The organism is Hymenobacter sp. HSC-4F20 (assembly GCF_019599275.1).
In the GTDB taxonomy this organism is placed as follows: Bacteria; Bacteroidota; Bacteroidia; order Cytophagales; family Hymenobacteraceae; genus Hymenobacter.
Genome location: NZ_JAHZTD010000001.1, coordinates 1,777,106 through 1,794,377, shown reverse-complemented (window position 1 = coordinate 1,794,377; position 17,272 = coordinate 1,777,106). Strand labels below are relative to the sequence as shown.

Sequence of the window (17,272 nt, the reverse complement as noted above, 5' to 3'; positions counted from 1 at the left end):
AAGGTTGGCCCGGCAGGTTACGCTATCCGTGCCCCGCGCCGGAGTAGCTCCTGCCGGGCCTGGGCGTAGCCTTCCGCCGAAATAGCCCGGGTAGCTGCCTCCAGAAACGTCACGGCAAACCCCTCCTGCAGGGCATCGAGGGCAGAGAAATTCACGCAGTAGTCGGCGGCCAGCCCGCAGAGGTGTACCTGCTGCACGCCCCGCCCGCGCAAGTAGTCGGCTAGGCCGGTGCTTTTGCGGTGGCCGTTGTCGAAAAAGCCGCTGTAGGAATCAATTTCCGGAGTGGTGCCCTTGCGGAAGATGGCCTCGATGCGGTGCTGCTCCAGGGCGGGGCTGAACTCGGCGCCCGGGCTGCCCTGCACGCAGTGGTCGGGCCAGAGGGTTTGGGACAGGCCGTGCAAGTCAATCTGCTGGAAGACCTGGCAGCCGGGGTGTTGGCTGGCAAAGCTCTGATGCTGAGCCGGGTGCCAGTCCTGAGTGGCTACTACCAGCTCGTAGCTCGGCTGCAGCTCATTTACCAGGGGCAGAATCTCGTGACCCCCCGGTACGGCCAGGGAACCCCCGGGCAGGAAGTCGTTTTGGATGTCAATCAGCAGCAAGGCTTTCATAAGCGACAGGAAAAAAACAAGAGTGCTGGATTTTAGCGGTCCAAATTAGGAAGCTGGGAAATCAAATAGGGATGAAAAGGGCAGGACTGGAGTGGCATTCTACTCGTATTTTTTAGCACTAGTTTACTACTGCCTATTGCCTTCCTCCATGAGTTTGCTTCATCATATTATCTACCAAAGTAATGTTGTGGCTCCGTTATCGGCCGCAGAGCTTGGGCGGTTGCTGGAGCAGTGTTGCTTTCACAACCGACTTTCTTCTATCACGGGCGTCCTGTTGTACGATGGTAGCCGCTTTTTGCAGGTGCTGGAAGGGCCGGCGGCGGCCGTAGCTGCTGTATTTGCCCGAATTCAAGTTGACTGCCGCCACACCGCTGTGGAAGTATTGGCCGACGGGCCCATGGCCCACCGGCAGTTTGCTAACTGGAGCATGGGCCTGGTCAACGACGTGTGGCAGCCGGTGGAGCCGTCTGGTCCGGCCATGTCGTGCCTGCACACCGTAACGGATGCTGCCCTGTGGCTCCTGATCCGGGAGTTTCAAGTCAGCGCCGGCCAAAGCGTGCACCCGGTTGCTTCCTGACGCCCGTCTGGCTGCCGGAACGGAGCGGTAGCCCGCCCACCCCGCAACCACCCACCCGGCTACCTCAGGTGTGGCGGACTAGTTGGGTATGGCCGGCCCCGGAATCATGCCTACCTTGCGCGGCGCGGCGCTACCTGAACTGCTGGGAGGGCAGGTACGGGCCCGATTTGTTTGCATGAGCTTATTTTCTACTTCGCGTCTTTTCTGGCTGCTTTCACTGCTTCCGCTAGGCGTGCGGGCTCAGGCTCCGGGCCCCGCCCGGGCCGTGGCGGGTACACAAGTGTGGCTGGTGCCGCCAGCTGGCTTCACGGCCGCGCCTGGTCTGTCGGGCTTTCGGCGGGGCGAGGCTGTCCTGCAGGTCTATGATCTGAAGGGCGGCAACTACTACCGTCAGGCCGCGGCTTTTACCAAGGCCCGCTTCGAGGCGCGCGGGAGCAAAGTGCTGGACCTGCAGGAAGTGCAGGGCGCCTACCCGGCCCGCCTGGCACGGGTGCAGCTCACGCCCACCCAGGAGTCGGCCCAGCTGCTTTACGGCGACTCCACCTTTGCCGTGCTGCTCGACGCCCGCTACCCGGCCGCCGACACGGCTACTGCTACCGCCCTGCGGCGCAGCCTGCTTTCGGCTACCTACCAGAAGGTAGCGGGCGCAGGGGGCACAGCTTCTCTCTCCGATGCGGTGTTTGCTCTGGAGGAAAAGAAGTCGCCGTTTGCCCTGGCCGAAGTGCGCAACGGGCAGTATATCTATTCCCTGGGCGGGCAGCGCAAGGCCGATTACGGCTCAGAGCCCACCGTCATGGCTGTGCTGCTCCCGTACAACCCCTCATTAACCGCCGCCGACATCAGCCAGCAGGCGCTGGGCCGCCGGACCGGCCTGACGGGCTATACCGCCCGCAAAATGTCGTCGGTGAAGGTGAATGACCTGGTAACGTACGAAACCGAAGGCTTTGCGCAGCTGCGGGGGCAACGGGTACTGGTGTATCAGCAGGTCAGCCTTATCGGCAGCACGGCCGTGGCCATGCAAGGCCTAGCCTACCAGGACTTCGAGGCGGCGCTGGCCCAGTTCAAGGCACTGACCCATACTATCACGGCCCGCAGGAAATAAGGTAGCTGCTTTCCGCGCCTACTGCACCCGGCTGGCAGATGCTTTTGCTTCTTATTGGTATGGAGCTTATCGTTTTCTGTGGGATTCAGGCCACCGGCAAATCCACGTTCTACCAGCAGCAGTTCTTCCACTCGCACGTGCGCATCAGCCTGGATTTGCTGCGCACCCGGCACCGGGAGCGGCGCCTGCTGGCCCTATGCCTGGAAACCCAGATGCCCTGCGTCATCGATAATACCAACCCCACTGCCGCCGAGCGGGCGCGCTACCTGGAGCCTGCCCGGGCCGCCGGCTTCCGTGTTATCGGGTACTTCTTTCAGTCGGTAGCGGCCGAGGCGCTGGTGCGCAACCGGCAGCGGCCGGCAGCCCGGCAGGTGCCGGAAGTCGGCATCCGGGCCACGCGCAACCGCCTGGAGTTGCCCCGGTACGCGGAAGGCTTCGCTGAGCTGTATTTCGTGCGGGTAGCGGCCCATCAGCAATTTGCTGTCAGCCCCTGGCAAGAGGAAGTCTGATGACCTGGACGCCCGCATGCGCGTCTTGTTGAAACCGCCCACCACCACTGCGCCCTGCCCGGCCTCCACCTGGCAGCCCGCCTCAACGACCGCCGCTTTCCGCGCCTGACCAAGGAAGTTTACTTGGTTGAGGCTTCCTTTGGCGAGCGTACGCGCGCTATGATGGCTGCCGCCGTGGAGCACCTGCCGGGCCGTGGTTTCCGGATAGTATACGGCAACATCCAAGACGACGAAACTTCCTTACCCCTGCAGCCGGAGGAAAACACTTGCGGCCACAAACCGCGCAAGTACACCTCTATTCTGGCTGGCGCGGCTTCCGCCCAGTTCCCGGTGCTGCTGGGCGCCGTGGGCGTATTCGATTGCCGGATTCTGCCGCTGCCGCGCCCCCAGGACGTGGTGGAGTACTTCCGCCGGCGGTAGGTTGACCGGGAGGCCGTGAGCGGAATACGCAAGCTTTGCCCGCCAGTTTTTAGGGTAGTACTTCCGGCCCGTCGAACCTGAATTGTTGCAGCTCCTCCCAGGGGCCGCCGCGGTAGAGCCACAGGGTAAACCCCGTGCCTGTTGCTTTAAACGGCTGGAACTGCTCCGTCAGCTCCTGGTGCAAAGCGCGGGCCACGGCCGGGTCTACCTTGTTCTGAACTGTCACGTGGGGCTTGAGGCGCTGCTGATCCTGGGGGGTAAGCCAGGCGGCCCACTTCTGCTGCAGCGCCTGGTGCAGCACCTGCAGCTCGGGCGTATGCAGCTGGTAGGCCACGCCCCGGCCCAGAAAGCGCAATCCTGCTACCTGCAGGGGCAGGGGAGAGGTAGCCGCCGCTACCTGGGCCAGGTGGTCGGACAGGGCAGCAGCCTGTGCGCCGGGCAGATGATGAAAGAGCGTGACGTGGGCCTGCAGGTAATTGCGCTCCGGCGGAAAGTACCGCTGCCGGAGACCGTTGAAGTGCTGCTGGCTCCCGGCATCGAGGGCAAGGGTCAGGATAAGGGGGGCGGAGTGAGGCTGCATCAGGGAGGGGTAGGCGAACACCTGCTCTACGCAGGCACGGCAGCAACAGCCGCAGTTTTCCCCGGAGCAGCGGTGTACTACACGGGGTTAGCCTCGTTACTAGGCTACTATACACAGGGTTACAACTGGCTGTTCCTTGGTAGCGCAGAGAAAGACAGGAGCAGTTTTCTACCAGGAAGGCGTAAAACACCACGGTACTCAGCCCTCAGTGGCCGGCAGTAAGCAGCTAGGTAGTTGCTTACTGCCGGCCACCGGGGGCTACAATCGGCTGCGCAGCCTACTGGCCACTACCTTCCAGCACTACCCGGGTAGTGCTGGTATGGCTGCCTTGCTGTACGCGCAGCAGGTACAATCCAGGGGCAAGGCCCGCAGTAGGTAGCTTGAGAGGGCCGCTGCTCCCGGTGGCTTGCAGGCGGCGTACTACTTGCCCGCGTCCGTCAACCAAGCTCAGGGCGCCAGGCAGCGCCGGGTTGGCTAGCACCACCCGCAGCTCTTCCCGCGCCGGATTAGGATAGGCCACTGCCAGCGCAGCCCCCGTGGGCACTGTAACCTGCACCGTAGAGTACGTTACGGAGCCATCGGCGTCGTGCATCGCCAAACGGTAGTAGGTCTGACCCGGGTAGGGGTTTGGGTCAGTGGCGGTATACCGCTGGCCCGTGGTCTGGTTGCTGGCCGCCACGCGCGCCACGGGTTGCCACTCCGTAGCTGTGGGGCTGCGCTCTACCTCAAAGTAGGCCGCGGCCTGCTCGTGGGAGGTTTGCCATTCGAAACGAACTCCACCGCCGGCAGTAGGCAGGGCCGCAAAGCGAACCAGGGTAACGGGCAGAGGCAAGGCGCCGGGCAGGCTGACCGCGTCGCCGCGGGAGCAGCCGAACGCCGAGCCGTAGGAGCGCCCCGAGTAGTTGCCCGTGAGGCGGTCAATCTTGTAAATAGTGCCGCCGTCGGCCTCCACGGCGTACACGTTGCCGAGGCGGTCAGTGAACATAGCGCCAATATTCTGCTGGGTCGGAATGGGGGCATCCGGCACGGTGGTACGGCCAGCCGGGGCCGTGGCCGGGTTGGTAATAGTCAGAAACTTATCCTCCAGCCCCAGGTAGCTGACCAGGTTGCCGGTGCGCGCATCATACACCCAGTCCTGAATGCCGCCCTCCGGAGTGGGGCCGTTGCCGCCGCTGGCCAGATACGCCTGCACCTGGGCCTGGTAGCCGGCTACCACGGCCGCCGTGGCCGGGTCAGAGGTATCGAGCTGCTTCCAGGCCGGGGCGGCGGAAGTAAACGGGGCCAGCTGCACGGTGCCCACGTACAGGCGCAGGTCGGCCACGCGCAGGCTGAAAGTAAAGGCGTTGGCAATAACCCGCGCCGTGGCCCCGCCCACGTAATACTCCGAGCTGGCTCCGCCGTCGCCGATAAAGTTGAACGTCTGGCGGATGTCGCGGGCCACAAACTCGCCGAAGGCCAGCGGCGAAAGACCGGTAGTGGGGGCGGGCGGGGGTGTCACCGTGCCCAGGCCGGCAGCCAGGCCCGTGCCCAGCTCCACGCGGTACAGGGTAGGCGGCGCATCGAAGTTGGCCATAGTCACGGGCTGCTGCACGTTCATGGCGTAGAGCACCGTAGGATTGGCATCGTCAAAGCCTAGAGCATTGAGAATAAGCGGATTCGTGCCGTCAGTAATGGTGGCAATAGGCGTCAGGGAACCATCGGTATTCACTTGCTGCAGCACCGACGGGTTGGCCGCACTGGCCGGGCAGGCCGATGTAACGGCAAAGCTATTGGTGGGCAGTTGCGCCTGTAACTGCTGGCTACCAAGCAAAAGAGAGAGAAAGAGTACGGTTTTTTTCATTTTGGGAAAGAGTAAAAGCGTACGTAGTGGAACAACAGACTGATTTCAGAGTGATTAGCCTGTAATAAGATACTATAGTACGGCGCTATAAACTTGTTTTTCCCGGAAATGGATACACTTTCCCAAAATAAATTTGTACTTTATATAGAGGGTTTTAAATATTATAAGCCCTGGTTGCCGCCGGTCTAGCTCCCTAGGAATTCGTCCTCGCGCCACGTGGTACGCTGGGTTTTGCGCGGCTGAACTCAGGTTTTGGTGCATATTTGGCTTTCATCCGCCTTTTTCCCTTATGGCTTACACCCTTCTGGTGCGCAACTGCGGTGAGCTGCTGACCATGGACACCGGTCGGCCGAACGAGCCCCTGCGCGGGCGGGCCCTCCGCGACTGGCACAGCATTCCGAATGGCTACGTGGCCTGCGAGCAGGACCGCATTGTTGCGCTGGGCCCCATGGCGGAGTTAGATACCACCCAGCTCACGCCTGCCACAACCCTTGTGGACGCTGCCGGGCAGGTAGTGCTGCCGGGCCTGGTGGAGTGCCACACCCATCTGGTGTTCGGGGGCAACCGGGCTGGGGAGTTTCAGCGGAAGCTGCAAGGCGAATCGTACCTGGATATTCTGGCTGGTGGCGGCGGCATCCTGAGTACCGTGCGCGCCACCCGTGCTGCTACCCCTGAGGCCCTGCTGGACAGGGCGTTGCATCACCTGGCCGGCTTCCGTCGCTATGGCGTCACTACGCTGGAAGCTAAAAGCGGATACGGCCTCGACGCCGAAACGGAACTGTGCCTGCTGGAGGTAGCCCGGGCGGCGGGCCGACAGCAGCCCGTGCGGGTAGTGCCTACCTTTCTGGGCGCCCACGTGCCCGGGCCCGAGTACCACGGCCGCCCCACCGAATACCTGGACATGCTGGCTACGGAAGTCCTGCCCCATCTAAACCCCGCCGCGGTTCCCTTCGTGGATATCTTCTGCGAGCAGGGCGCTTTTTCGGTAGCGGATGCGCGGCGCTACCTCACGCGGGCCCGGGAACTGGGCTTCGGGCTGAAAATCCATGCCGAGCAGCTGCACGAGTTGGGCGGCTGCGAAATGGCCGCGGCGCTGGGTGCCGTTAGCATAGACCATTGCGACTACCTGAGCCCGGCCGGAGCTGCCCGCGTAGCAGCCGTTTCCGGGGGGCGCACAGTGGCGGTGCTGTTGCCGCTAGTGCCTCTTTTCCTGCGTCAGGAGCAGTATGCGCCCGGTCGGGCCTTCATAGAAGCCGGCCTGCCCGTGGCCCTCAGCACCGACTTCAACCCCGGTTCCTGCCCGAGCAAAAACCTCTGGCTGGCCGTGTCGGTAGCCTGCCTGAAAATGGGGTTTACGCCCCGGGAAGCTCTGGCCGCCGTTACCTGCAATGCCGCCTGGGCCATTGGGCAGCAGCAGGAGTGCGGCAGCCTGGCACGCGGCAAGCGCGCCGACCTGCTGGTACTCAATGTGCCTACGGCTGAGGAAATCCCGTACTGGCTGGGCGAAAACCCGGTGCAGCAGGTCATCATTGGCGGCCAGCTACAGTCCGCCTGAGACCCCGCGGGGGGCTCTGCGCTGCTACCCGGGCGTAAGGGCGCCGAAGCTGCGTCCGCCTGCACTGCGGCCAGCGGCTCATGTGCCATCTGCCCCGGCTGGTAGTGACGGGCAGCAGCGCAGCGCGGGCGCCGAGTGGACCTCGTATAGCGGCCGGCGGCGGGGCCAGGGAACGTGAAATTTCCCCTGAAATAGTAGCTTCGTCGCCACACTGGTTTCCGTGTTCCTTCTTCTTGCCTTTCTTCCCGCTATGCTGCTACCCCTCTACCAGGTTGATGCCTTCACCGACCGGCCCTTTGCTGGTAACCCCGCCGCCGTGTGCCCGCTCACCGAGTGGCTGCCCGCCGAAACCATGCAGGCTATTGCCGCCGAAAATAACCTGGCCGAAACCGCCTTCTTCGTGCCGAAAACCAGCAATGAGTACGAAATCCGGTGGTTTACGCCCGCTGTGGAGGTAGAGCTGTGTGGGCACGCCACGCTGGCTTCGGCCCACGTGCTGTACCGCCACCTCAATTTTCAGGCACCGGAAATTGTGTTTCACTCCAAAAGTGGCCCCTTGCGGGTAAGCCAGGGCGCGGAAGGCCGCCTGACTCTCGACTTTCCGGCCCGGCCACCCCAGCCCCTGAGCACCCACCCCAACGGCCTGCTCGATGGCCTGCGCGCCACGCCCCTGAGCCTCCACGCCGGCCCTGACCTGGTGTGTGTGTTTGGCTCCGAGGCCGAAGTACGCGCCCTGCACCCCGATATGACCCACTTGGCCAACGTGGAATACCGCGCCGTTATTGCTACCGCCCCCGGCACCGAGGGCATCGACTTTGTCTCGCGCTTTTTCGGTCCTCGCGTAGGCGTGCCCGAGGACCCGGTAACCGGCTCGGCCCACACCACCCTGGTACCTTACTGGGCCGAGCGTCTAGGCAAAACCAGCTTCCACGCCCGCCAGGTATCGGCCCGCGGCGGCGACCTGTGGTGCGAGCTGCGCGGCGAGCGGGTGCTGATGAGCGGCTACGCCGTGACGTACTTAAAAGGCGAAATAGAGGTAGGAGCGTAACGCTCTGATTCAGTAGTACTAATCCAACAGCTTTCCGTGTATCATATGCGCAGTATGTCTAAGCAATATGCCTGTTTGGTGCTGGCTTGGGGCCTCAGCTTTTCTATTCAATCGGCCTCGGCCCAAACTGCTGGTAGCCAGGAGCTGGTAAGGCAGGGCGTTGCGCTCTACGACCAGGGCAAGTATGATGAGGCTGTGTTGCGCTATAAGGAGGCCCTGAAGCAGGACGCTACCAACACCACCGCCCGCTACGAGCTGGCCATGACCTACAATGCCCTTAACCGCAACGACGAGGCAGTGGAGCTATGCAAGCAGCTCCTCAAGCAGGAAGCAAACCCTGCCTCCTCGTTGTACAACACCTACGGCAACGCGCTTGATGGCCTGAAAAAGCCCAAGGAAGCCGCTAAAGTGTATACGGATGGCCTGAAGCGCTACCCCAACGACGGTGCGCTGTACTTCAACCTGGGCGTGACGCAGGCCACGGCTCTGCAGCAGCCCGCCGAGGCCATTGCCAGTATGCAGCAGTCGGTGCGCTGCCGGCCGGGGCACGCCAACTCGCTGAACGCGCTGGCTCTGCTTCTGCAGCAGGAAGGTAATCGGGTGCCGGCCCTGCTGGCCATGCTCCGCCTGTTGCAGGTGGAGCCTACCGGCCAGCGCGCCACCGCTACCCTGGCGCGTTTCGATAAGCTGATGGGCCAGGGGGTAGAGAAAACCGGCGAAAAGGCCGTTACCATCAGCATTTCGCCGGAAACGCTGAAAGACGCCGGTAAGAAAGGCCGCGCCGATAACTTTGGCCCCGCTGATATGCTGCTGAGCATGAGCGGGGCCCTCGACTACAGCGAAGAAAACAAGGACAAAACGCCCAGTGAACAGCTTATTCGGAAGCTGGAGGCGCTGATTAGTGTGCTGGAGGAGCTACAGGCTAAAAAGCAGGATGGCTTCACCTGGCAGTACGTTGTACCCTACTTTGTGGAGCTCAAGAAGCAGGGCTATCTGCCCGCCTTGGCTTATTCCATTCAGGCCGCCCGCGCCAACAGTACTCCGGAGGTGCAGCAGTGGCTGGCCAACCACACGGCTACCCTGGAAGAACTGCGCAGCTGGTCGGCGGCCTACCCCTGGCCGAAATAGGAAAGCGGCGGCTACCCGCGCACTTGCTCGCGCCCGTAGCCGCCGCGCTCTACTACCTGCTCCACAAACATAGCCTTACCTGGCATCTGCAACAGCGCCTCGTAGATAGTGGGTGGCACGCCCGTATAGCGCACCAGCCCGCCGTGGCGGTACTCTATTTCCAGCGTAAGGGTAGCGGCATCGTAGCCAACGGCTTTAAGAGAGGAAGAGCGGATAGGGCAGCGTTGCATAACGTGGTAGGATATGAAAGTATAAGCCTTGTGCTTAGCAAAGTACAGAAATAGTTATTCGAATAGTTAGGCCAGAGAATAGTATTCTATGGCTTGTGTAGCGAGAACTGAGATTATGTTAAGGGATGAAAACTAGACAGGGGCTACACAAACTCAGCAGGCAGTATCTAGTTTTTATCTACATTCTACTCACCCTGTTACCATCTGCTTTTAGGACATTACCTTTACCATGTATACAATCATCGGATGATAAAATATAGTCTACTGACCTTTCTCCTTATGGGGACGGTGTCTCATGTGCTGGGACAAACTGTCATTCAAGGAGACAGCATGTTTCTAGGGCTTCAATTCAGGAAGTCATCGCTTGAGCAAGTCAAAGCACAACTGGGGAACCGTTACCGGGCCAAAAAGATAGTAAGTGTTGGTACTGGAAAGACTCGTGATGGCTACTGCATTCGCATCAAGCGCGAGACAGGTGTGTCCATGCACTACCGTAAGCAGGGGCTGATTTGCTACATCAATACCACCACCACAAAGTGGCGTCAAGGGTTAGCACTGATTGCGTTTGACTCTACCGCGAATGTGTCATCTGCCAGGGGCATACAGCCCGGTAAACACCGGTTTAGCGATGTGATTGCGCAGTATGGCCCAATCGATTTTGACAAAAAGGACACTTCTCTCCCAGCAGTTCAGGAGATTTCCAGTGATGGAGAGCATTGGTATACCGTTCTGGTTTTCCCAAATATTCGCTTTATAAGTCCAGGCAAGAAGCAGCCTGGTGAGAACCTGCTCTTAAGGCCAGTTACTGGCATTTGGTTGGAGAAAGAATATTAGGGACACGAATGCGACTCGTGCGAAGGCCCCGTCAACATCGCTCGTATTTGTTAGTCATATAAGTAAAACTATAATAAGTAGATAGCAAAACGCTTGCTTATCAATAGATACCCAGCTCTACACAACAAGCAACATTAGCACCCCTACGCGGCAGGTTTCTTCTTCGCGGCTACCTTTTTACCTGCAACGGGTGCGGCTAGCTTGCCGGGATTGTCGGCCAGGAATTTGCCCCAGCTTTTGCCGCCGGCTTTTACGTTGTTGCCTTTCTGGTAGTGGTGGCACATGGCCACGGCCAGGGCATCGGTGGCGTCAAGAAACTTGGGGGCTTCTTCGATGGGGGGCAGCTTCAGGGTCTGGCGCAGCATGTGGGCTACCTGCTCCTTGGTGGCGTTGCCCGAGCCCGTTACCGACTGTTTTACTTTGGTGGGCGCGTACTCTACGTACGGAATCTGGCGGGAGAGGCAGGCGGCAATGGCCACGCCCTGGGCCCGGCCCAGCTTGAGCATACTCTGCACGTTCACCCCGAAAAAGGGGGCTTCGATGGCCAGTTCATCGGGCAGGAATTCGTCAATCAGCTCCACCATCCGCTCGTGAATGCGCTTGAGCTTGAGGGCGTGGTTGGTGCCGAGCTTCTTCATGTCGATGACGTCGTAGCGGAGCACGGTCACCTGCTGACCCTGCACCTCAATCACGGCGTAGCCCATTATCTGGGTGCCGGGGTCGACGCCCATGATAACTTTTGGCAGCAGATCGGCGGAAGCAAGAGGTAAAATCATAGGAGCACGGGCAACAGACGAGAAGATAGGCAACGCGGCGTAAATTTCATCGGTAACTTGCCGAGGTAAACCCTTGCGCTGCCTTGTTGTCGTCCCGCCACCTACAAAACTACGTCCAAAAGCCGGAAGAACGGGCACCGCGGCGGCGGGGGCTGGTGGTGCTGGGCAAACTTTTCATTTCCCTGCTCACCCTGGGGTTGCTCTGGCACTCGGTGGTGGCCGATGAGGCGACGGCCGCGGCCTGGCGGGGGCTGCTCACGCGCACCCTGAGCGGCGAAGGGCGCGGTCCGGTGCTGCTGGCCCTGCTGCTGATGCCTCTGAACTGGGGACTGGAAGCCTGGAAGTGGTGGCGCCTGGCCCGGCACCTGGAGCCGGTTTCCTTCCGGCGCAGCTTTCGGGCCGTGCTGGTGGGCCTCACCCTGGGCTTCGTGACCCCCAACCGGGTAGGCGACTACGCGGGCCGCATCATCGAGCTGAAAAGCCGGCGGCTGGATGCGCTGGGGGCCGTGTTTCTGGGCCGCTACTGCCAGTTAGTAGCCACGGTGGCGGCCGGCACGGTGGGGCTGCTGTACTTTCTGCTGCGGTTTTACCTGACCGGCTACCCGGCCGCCCGCCTCGGGGTGGTGCTGGCTACCGTACTGCTGAACGTGGCCGTGCTCTTACCCCTCTACTACTCGCAGATGCTGGTGGCGGCGGTGCGGGCCGTGCGGCCCCTGCGGCGCTTTAGTCGCTTCCTGGCGGTGATGCCCACCTATCCGGCCCGCGCCCTCTCCGCCATACTACTGATTTCCAGCCTGCGCTACCTGGTATTCTGCGCGCAATTTGGGCTGCTACTGGCCGCCTATGGCGTGCGCGCCCCCCTGGGGCCGGCGGCGGCGGCCGTGGCCGGCACGTTCCTGCTCAAGTCGCTGGTGCCTTCCCTGAATGCCCTGGCCGACGTAGGGGTGCGGGAGCTGTCGGCCACCCAGCTGTTTGGCTTGCTGGGCGAGCCGGTGCTGCCCGTGCTCAGCGCCAGCCTGAGCTTGTGGGTGCTTAATATTGCCGTGCCCAGCGCCATTGGTCTGTTGTTTGTGCTGCGCCTGAAAGTGCTGGGCAAGCGTGCCAACCGCCGGCCCGAGCCGGTAGCCGCCCCATGAGTGGGGCCGGAGCGGCAGCAGCCCTAGCGCTGCTTGGCATTAACGGGGCGTATTTCTGGCAGATGCTGCGGTTTCGTAGCGCGTGGCGGCGGCTGGCGGCGCACCGGGGCCCGGCCGCCCAGGCTTCCGCAGCAGGTGGCCCGTCAGGTAGCGAAGACGCGGGGCCGAAAGCCTCAGGGCCGGTTTTTTCCATTGTGGTGGCCGCCCGTAACGAAGCTGCGAGCCTGCCCGGACTACTCCACGACCTACAGCAGCAACGGGGTGTAACGGCTGGGCTAGAGTTGATCATTGTTGATGACCATTCCACCGATGCCACGGCCCAGGTAGTGCAGCAGGCGGCCGCCGCACTGCCTTTTCCGGTCCGGCTGGTGCGCCTGGCCGAGTTGCCCGGGGCACCCACCGGCAAAAAAGCCGCCGTGCAGGCCGCTCTTCACTTGGCCCGCGCCCCGTGGGTGCTGCTCACCGACGCCGACTGCCGGGTGCCCGCCGGCTGGGTGCAGGCCTACGCCCGCCTGATACGCCAGGATGCCGCGGCCCGCTTTATCAGCGGGCCGGTGCTACTCACGGGGCGCGGCTGGCTGGCTACCCTGCAGGGGCTGGAGCTGGCCGGGCTGGTAGGGGTAGGGGCCGCCTCCATTGGCCTGGGCCGCCCTACCATGTGCAACGGCGCCAACCTGGCCTACCGTCGCGCCGACTTCTTTGCCGTGGATGGCTACCGCGGCAACGAGCAGGTAGCCAGTGGCGACGATGAGTTTCTGCTGCACAAGCTGCACGCCGCCTTTCCCGGCAGCATCCGCTTCCTGGCCGACGAGAATGCCGTGGTGCGCACCGCCGCCCAACCCACCGTAGGCCAGCTGCTGCGGCAGCGCGTGCGCTGGGCCAGCAAGTGGCGCCACTACCAAACCACGGCCCCGCAGCGCCTGGCCGTGCTGGTGCTGCTCAGCAACCTCACCTTTCCGGTGGGAGCCGGGCTATGGTTGCTCGGAACAGTTTCCGGGGTAGGGGTGCTGGGAGCCTGGAGCCTCAAGCTCCTGGCCGATGTGGCGCTGCTGCGGCCCGTGCTGGGGTTTTTAGGGCGGCCCGCGTGGCTGTGGTGGGTGCCCGTGCTGCAGCTAGCGTATGGCCCCTACGCCCTGGCGACCGGCCTGCTGGGTCTGCGCGGCCGCTACGAGTGGAAGGGGCGGCACACCAGGGTTGCGTAGCTGACCGGCAGCGCTGCGGCAGATTTGGCCGGAATATAAAGCGAGGTTTTGCTAGGATTTCGTCAGGTTGCAAGCGTACTTATCTCGTCAATATATCTACCACTTAATTCTGTTTCAATATGAATAAGATATGGTTGGAGATGGTGTTTCCGGCGAGTATGGCACTACTGGTGTGTACCGCGGGAGTAGTTGTGCTGACGATGACCGGCTTGCTTGAACCCGGGCCGGCCGTTGAAGAAGTTGCTGTTTGTGCAGGTCCTCTCTATTTCTCAGAAGACAGCCGGCAGCTACAAGAAAAACAGATTTTGCCTCAACTCACTGGGGCCGCTGCGGCAACCGTTGCCACTGGCGAAGCCCTGTTCAAAGGCAACTGCGCCCAGTGCCACGCGGTGAACGATGTGGTAGTAGGCCCGGCGCTGGCTGGCATTACCAAGCGCCGGCCCGCTGCCTGGATTACGCGGTGGGTAAAGAACTCCAGCAAAATGGTAGCTAGCGGCGACGAGTACGCGGTAAAAATCTTCACCCAATAGCAGCAACAGCAAATGCCCAGCTTCCAGCTTTCTACGCAGGAAATTGAAGCTATTGTGGCCTACATTGAATATCACGGGCAGCAACCATCGTATCATGATGCCGCAGGGGTAGCGTCATTGTGAACTGGTTCTCCTGCTTTTAGCGGTCCGTTTTGTGCGCGGAGTTGCTGAATACAGCTACCGCTCTTCGCAAGGGAAAAGCGCGCAGTAGCGTCCTGCAGCTAACCCTGCCCCCTTCCTATGCTCGTTGTAACTGCCCGGTATAAACAGCTCAGCTACTCTCCAGGCCAGGACGTTGCGCCGGGCTACCCGCCTAATCCTTTCACGCGCTACCTTTGCCTGGCACACTCCACCCGCTGTTCTCTCGTGACCGACGCCGAATTCGATATCCTCGACGAACTGTACTTCGTCACTTCCTTTGCTGACTTGAGCCGCAAAACTGGCCTGGCGCCCGCCGAGCTGGAGCGCCACCTGCGTAGCCTGCTGGAGCAGGACCTGGTGCGCAGCTTCTGGCCCGACCCCGACACCGAGCTGGCCTTCGAGGAAAGCTCCTTCGGGGCCATCGTGCGCGACTGTTACTTTCTGGCTTCCAAGGAAGGCCTGCTTCAACACAACTCCCGCTAGCCGTGGCCGCTTCTACTGCCCCGGCGCCCGTGGCTGCGGCGTCGGCCCGGCCGCCGGGCTACTACGTCCGTCAGCGCCTGCTGCGTAACACGCCGGCCATGCTGGGGCTGGGCTTTATTGTGCTCTGCACCCTGGTAGCTCTGCTGGGCTACTGGGTGCTGCCCGATAACTCGCCCAATGCCAACAACGGCCTCGTGCAGCTCCAGAAAGAGGCCCCCGGCTTTCGGGCTACCATCCTGCGCCTGGCCCTACCCGATTCGGCCCGCGCGGAGAGTAGGGGCGTGCTGGGCACGTGGGGCGGAGGGCAGGTGCCGCAGTTCCGGGAGGTGCCCATTGGCGGCTACCGCTTCCAGGCCGATTCCCTGCTCACCACGCCCTACCAGAACCACTCCGCCCTCGCTGACCAAGGCCAGCGCTACAGCCTGGCCGAGGTAGTGGGCCACCCCGGGGAGCCCGGGGCCCTGCGCCGCGAAATCGAGCAGGGCCACCTCCGGCAACGTACCTACTGGCTGGGCACCGACAAAGCCGGCCGCGACGAGCTGAGCCGCCTGCTGCTGGGCACGCGCGTGTCCTTGGGCATTGGCCTGGTAGCCGTGCTGATTTCCGTGGTGCTGGGCATGCTCATCGGGGCCGTGGCTGGTTACGTGGGCGGCTGGGTGGATAGCCTGCTGCTGGGGCTGATGACGGTGGTGTGGAGCATTCCGGGCATCATGCTGGTCATTGCCATTTCCCTGGCCCTGGACAGCAAGGGCGTCTGGACGTCCTTCGTGGCCGTGGGCCTGACCATGTGGGTGGACGTGGCCCGGGTGGTGCGGGGGCAGATGCTGAGCTTGCGCGAAAAAACCTTTGTGGAAGCCGGCCGGGTATTGGGCCTGCCCCAACACCGCCTGATCTGGCGCCACCTGCTGCCCAACATGACGGGTCCGCTGATTGTGCTGGCTACCAGCAACTTCGCCGCCGCTATTCTGCTGGAAGCCGGTCTGAGCTTTCTGGGTCTGGGTGTGCAGCCCCCCGCGCCCTCCTGGGGCCTGATGGTGAACGAAGGGTTTCAGTTGCTGGGCACCACGGCAGGCTTCTGGCTGACGTTGCTGCCGGGGCTGGTGATTAGCCTGCTGGTGCTGAGCTTCAACCTGCTGGGTAACGGTCTGCGCGACGCCTACGACCCGAAAACTCCCCTCAGCTAGCGCCAAAAAGTAGGGCTCTACGTAGAAATAACCGGTTCAGGTTTCGAGTCGGAAGCCGGCGTCGTACTTTCGGGATGTTTTTCCTTCTTTCGTATTCCTCTCTCTCCGACCATATGCCAACTATTACTCCCGAAAAGCGCCTGTTTCTGAAGGAGCGTGAGCTGGGGGCCCTGCTGGAAATAACCCAGGCCATCAACCAGGACCCCACGGAGGCGGCCCTCTACAAAATCTTTCAGTTCACTCTGCTCGGCCAGCTCAACATCCGCCGGCTGGTGCTCTACGTGAAGGAAGAAGGCCTCTGGCAGTGTATGGTATCCTTCGGGGCAGGCCTGTCCGATTTTCGCAAGGTGGCTCTGCCGGCCGTTATTCTGGAAAACTGTACCAGCGTGCCCTGCCCCCTCACCAGCTTCGATGGCCTCGGGCGCGAGTGGCAGCACCTGGAAACCGTAATTCCGGTGGTGCAGAACGGGGACGTGCTGGCCTACGTGTTCATTGGCAACGTGCACGAAGACTACGCCAGTGAGGAAGCCACCAAGTTTCTGCAAACCCTGAGCAACATCCTTATTGGGGCCATTGAAAACCGGCGCCTGGCCCGCCAGCGGGTGGCAGCGGCGGCCATGCGCAAGGAAATTGAAATTGCCCAGGAGGTGCAGACCATGCTCTTCCCGCGCAAGCTGCCCAACGATGCTCACGTGGCCGTGCACGCTTCCTACGTGCCCCACACCGCCGTAGGCGGCGACTACTACGACGTCGTAAGCCTCGACGCTGACCGGTTCCTGTTCTGCGTGGCCGACGTATCGGGCAAGGGCGTGGCGGCCTCCCTGCTGATGTCGAACTTCCAGGCCGGGCTGCGCACTCTGCTCCGTCAGCAGGCCGACCTGGGCACCGTGGCCCAGGAGCTGAACAACCTGATTTTCCGCAACGCCGGCGGCGACAAGTTTATCACCGTCTTTTTCGGCCTCTACAACCGCGCTACCCGGGAGCTGGAGTACGTGAATGCCGGCCACAACGACCCGCTGCTCATCCCCGATGCGGGCCCGGTGGTGCTGCTCAAGGAAGGCTCCATTATGCTGGGCGTGATGGACGAGCTGCCCATGCTCAAGGTGGGCCGCATTCAGGTGCCCCCGCGCAGCCTGCTGTTTTCCTACACCGATGGCCTGACGGAGGTGTTTGATGCCCAACAGGATGAGTTCGGGGAGGAAGGCGTGCTGCGGGTGCTGCGGCACAACCGCTACGCCCCCCTTACCACGGTGCACAAAGAGCTGCTGCGCGAAATTGAGGAGTACAACCTGCACGGCAACCGCTTCGCCGACGACGTGACCATTCTCAGTTGCCGGTTTAAATAGGAGAAGCGAACAGCCGCGGACTGCTACCCCTCCGCATACATTG

18 protein-coding genes and 1 pseudogene are annotated in these 17,272 nt (G+C 62.1%); 14 read left to right on the top strand and 5 right to left on the bottom strand.

Annotation, left to right across the window (positions count from 1 at the left end):
• Window positions 1–17: 17 nt before the first annotated feature.
• Complete coding sequence (gene pncA / locus K3G63_RS07735; protein ID WP_220613471.1) at window positions 18–608, bottom strand: bifunctional nicotinamidase/pyrazinamidase; 591 nt, start codon at window positions 606–608, stop codon at window positions 18–20.
• A 148-nt stretch (window positions 609–756) separates the two neighbouring features.
• Here pncA and K3G63_RS07730 point away from each other — a divergent pair, with 148 nt between their 5' ends.
• The 4 genes and pseudogenes from K3G63_RS07730 to K3G63_RS07715 all read left to right on the top strand — a co-directional run.
• Window positions 757–1,185: a BLUF domain-containing protein gene (locus tag K3G63_RS07730; RefSeq protein ID WP_220613470.1), complete on the top strand. Its 429-nt coding sequence runs from the start codon at window positions 757–759 to the stop codon at window positions 1,183–1,185.
• Between the two features lie 175 nt (window positions 1,186–1,360).
• A complete protein-coding gene (locus K3G63_RS07725) occupies window positions 1,361–2,287 on the top strand; it encodes a hypothetical protein (RefSeq protein WP_220613469.1) in 927 nt (308 codons plus the stop codon).
• Window positions 2,288–2,346: 59 nt separating this feature from the next.
• Complete coding sequence (locus tag K3G63_RS07720) at window positions 2,347–2,796, top strand: AAA family ATPase (RefSeq protein WP_220613468.1); 450 nt, start codon at window positions 2,347–2,349, stop codon at window positions 2,794–2,796.
• Window positions 2,797–2,838: 42 nt separating this feature from the next.
• Window positions 2,839–3,216: pseudogene (locus K3G63_RS07715) on the top strand (tRNA(His) guanylyltransferase Thg1 family protein); the annotation flags it as partial.
• Between the two features lie 49 nt (window positions 3,217–3,265).
• Here K3G63_RS07715 and K3G63_RS07710 read toward each other — a convergent pair.
• Together K3G63_RS07710 and K3G63_RS07705 are read right to left on the bottom strand one after the other, a co-directional pair.
• Window positions 3,266–3,796 carry a 2'-5' RNA ligase family protein gene (locus K3G63_RS07710; RefSeq protein ID WP_220613467.1) on the bottom strand — a complete coding sequence of 177 codons (531 nt, stop codon included), beginning with the start codon at window positions 3,794–3,796 and terminating at the stop codon, window positions 3,266–3,268.
• A 277-nt stretch (window positions 3,797–4,073) separates the two neighbouring features.
• Entirely contained in the window at window positions 4,074–5,636 is a 1,563-nt protein-coding gene (locus tag K3G63_RS07705) for a T9SS type A sorting domain-containing protein (RefSeq protein WP_220613466.1), read from the bottom strand.
• A 289-nt stretch (window positions 5,637–5,925) separates the two neighbouring features.
• On the opposite strand from K3G63_RS07705, the gene hutI reads away from it, so the two are divergent.
• The 3 genes from hutI to K3G63_RS07690 all read left to right on the top strand — a co-directional run bounded on the left by hutI (window position 5,926) and on the right by K3G63_RS07690 (window position 9,367).
• Complete coding sequence (hutI, locus tag K3G63_RS07700) at window positions 5,926–7,191, top strand: imidazolonepropionase (RefSeq protein WP_220613465.1); 1,266 nt, start codon at window positions 5,926–5,928, stop codon at window positions 7,189–7,191.
• A 250-nt stretch (window positions 7,192–7,441) separates the two neighbouring features.
• The gene (locus K3G63_RS07695) at window positions 7,442–8,239 is read left to right on the top strand and encodes a PhzF family phenazine biosynthesis protein (RefSeq protein WP_220613464.1); all 798 of its coding nucleotides are present in this window, start codon (window positions 7,442–7,444) and stop codon (window positions 8,237–8,239) included.
• Window positions 8,240–8,293: 54 nt separating this feature from the next.
• Window positions 8,294–9,367: a tetratricopeptide repeat protein gene (locus K3G63_RS07690; protein WP_220613463.1), complete on the top strand. Its 1,074-nt coding sequence runs from the start codon at window positions 8,294–8,296 to the stop codon at window positions 9,365–9,367.
• A gap of 11 nt (window positions 9,368–9,378) precedes the next feature.
• Here the strand turns inward: K3G63_RS07690 and K3G63_RS07685 are convergent, their stop codons facing one another.
• Window positions 9,379–9,597, bottom strand: coding sequence for a KTSC domain-containing protein (locus tag K3G63_RS07685; protein ID WP_220613462.1), 219 nt, complete (start codon window positions 9,595–9,597; stop codon window positions 9,379–9,381).
• A gap of 279 nt (window positions 9,598–9,876) precedes the next feature.
• Here K3G63_RS07685 and K3G63_RS07680 point away from each other — a divergent pair, with 279 nt between their 5' ends.
• On the top strand, window positions 9,877–10,431 hold the full coding sequence (locus K3G63_RS07680) for a hypothetical protein (protein WP_220613461.1): 555 nt from the start codon (window positions 9,877–9,879) through the stop codon (window positions 10,429–10,431).
• A 143-nt stretch (window positions 10,432–10,574) separates the two neighbouring features.
• On the opposite strand, the gene ruvC is transcribed toward K3G63_RS07680, so the two are convergent.
• Complete coding sequence (gene ruvC / locus K3G63_RS07675) at window positions 10,575–11,207, bottom strand: crossover junction endodeoxyribonuclease RuvC (RefSeq protein ID WP_220613460.1); 633 nt, start codon at window positions 11,205–11,207, stop codon at window positions 10,575–10,577.
• An 86-nt stretch (window positions 11,208–11,293) separates the two neighbouring features.
• Here ruvC and K3G63_RS07670 point away from each other — a divergent pair, with 86 nt between their 5' ends.
• From K3G63_RS07670 to K3G63_RS07645, 6 genes are all read left to right on the top strand, one after another.
• The gene (locus K3G63_RS07670; RefSeq protein WP_220613459.1) at window positions 11,294–12,343 is read left to right on the top strand and encodes a lysylphosphatidylglycerol synthase transmembrane domain-containing protein; all 1,050 of its coding nucleotides are present in this window, start codon (window positions 11,294–11,296) and stop codon (window positions 12,341–12,343) included.
• Window positions 12,344–12,405: 62 nt separating this feature from the next.
• Window positions 12,406–13,545, top strand: coding sequence for a glycosyltransferase (locus K3G63_RS07665; protein WP_220613458.1), 1,140 nt, complete (start codon window positions 12,406–12,408; stop codon window positions 13,543–13,545).
• 305 nt (window positions 13,546–13,850) lie between these two features.
• The gene (locus K3G63_RS07660) at window positions 13,851–14,075 is read left to right on the top strand and encodes a cytochrome c (protein WP_220613457.1); all 225 of its coding nucleotides are present in this window, start codon (window positions 13,851–13,853) and stop codon (window positions 14,073–14,075) included.
• Between the two features lie 240 nt (window positions 14,076–14,315).
• Window positions 14,316–14,699 carry an ArsR family transcriptional regulator gene (locus tag K3G63_RS07655; protein WP_259404302.1) on the top strand — a complete coding sequence of 128 codons (384 nt, stop codon included), beginning with the start codon at window positions 14,316–14,318 and terminating at the stop codon, window positions 14,697–14,699.
• Window positions 14,700–14,701: 2 nt separating this feature from the next.
• Window positions 14,702–15,883 (top strand): ABC transporter permease, encoded by a 1,182-nt coding sequence (locus tag K3G63_RS07650; RefSeq protein ID WP_310794568.1) that lies wholly within the window; start codon window positions 14,702–14,704, stop codon window positions 15,881–15,883.
• A 113-nt stretch (window positions 15,884–15,996) separates the two neighbouring features.
• Window positions 15,997–17,229 carry a PP2C family protein-serine/threonine phosphatase gene (locus tag K3G63_RS07645; protein ID WP_220613456.1) on the top strand — a complete coding sequence of 411 codons (1,233 nt, stop codon included), beginning with the start codon at window positions 15,997–15,999 and terminating at the stop codon, window positions 17,227–17,229.
• The last annotated feature ends 43 nt before the right edge of the window (window positions 17,230–17,272 follow it).

Coding starts and splice junctions, on each gene's coding strand:
- K3G63_RS07720 (WP_220613468.1), top strand. CDS start 2,347: ATGGAGCTTATCGTTTTCTGTGGGATTCAGGCCACCGGCAAATCCACG.
- K3G63_RS07705 (WP_220613466.1), bottom strand. CDS start 5,636: ATGAAAAAAACCGTACTCTTTCTCTCTCTTTTGCTTGGTAGCCAGCAG.
- pncA (WP_220613471.1), bottom strand. CDS start 608: ATGAAAGCCTTGCTGCTGATTGACATCCAAAACGACTTCCTGCCCGGG.
- K3G63_RS07710 (WP_220613467.1), bottom strand. CDS start 3,796: ATGCAGCCTCACTCCGCCCCCCTTATCCTGACCCTTGCCCTCGATGCC.
- K3G63_RS07690 (WP_220613463.1), top strand. CDS start 8,294: ATGTCTAAGCAATATGCCTGTTTGGTGCTGGCTTGGGGCCTCAGCTTT.
- K3G63_RS07685 (WP_220613462.1), bottom strand. CDS start 9,597: ATGCAACGCTGCCCTATCCGCTCTTCCTCTCTTAAAGCCGTTGGCTAC.
- K3G63_RS07725 (WP_220613469.1), top strand. CDS start 1,361: ATGAGCTTATTTTCTACTTCGCGTCTTTTCTGGCTGCTTTCACTGCTT.
- ruvC (WP_220613460.1), bottom strand. CDS start 11,207: ATGATTTTACCTCTTGCTTCCGCCGATCTGCTGCCAAAAGTTATCATG.
- K3G63_RS07655 (WP_259404302.1), top strand. CDS start 14,316: ATGCTCGTTGTAACTGCCCGGTATAAACAGCTCAGCTACTCTCCAGGC.
- hutI (WP_220613465.1), top strand. CDS start 5,926: ATGGCTTACACCCTTCTGGTGCGCAACTGCGGTGAGCTGCTGACCATG.
- K3G63_RS07695 (WP_220613464.1), top strand. CDS start 7,442: ATGCTGCTACCCCTCTACCAGGTTGATGCCTTCACCGACCGGCCCTTT.
- K3G63_RS07645 (WP_220613456.1), top strand. CDS start 15,997: ATGCCAACTATTACTCCCGAAAAGCGCCTGTTTCTGAAGGAGCGTGAG.
- K3G63_RS07665 (WP_220613458.1), top strand. CDS start 12,406: ATGCTGCGGTTTCGTAGCGCGTGGCGGCGGCTGGCGGCGCACCGGGGC.
- K3G63_RS07730 (WP_220613470.1), top strand. CDS start 757: ATGAGTTTGCTTCATCATATTATCTACCAAAGTAATGTTGTGGCTCCG.
- K3G63_RS07680 (WP_220613461.1), top strand. CDS start 9,877: ATGGGGACGGTGTCTCATGTGCTGGGACAAACTGTCATTCAAGGAGAC.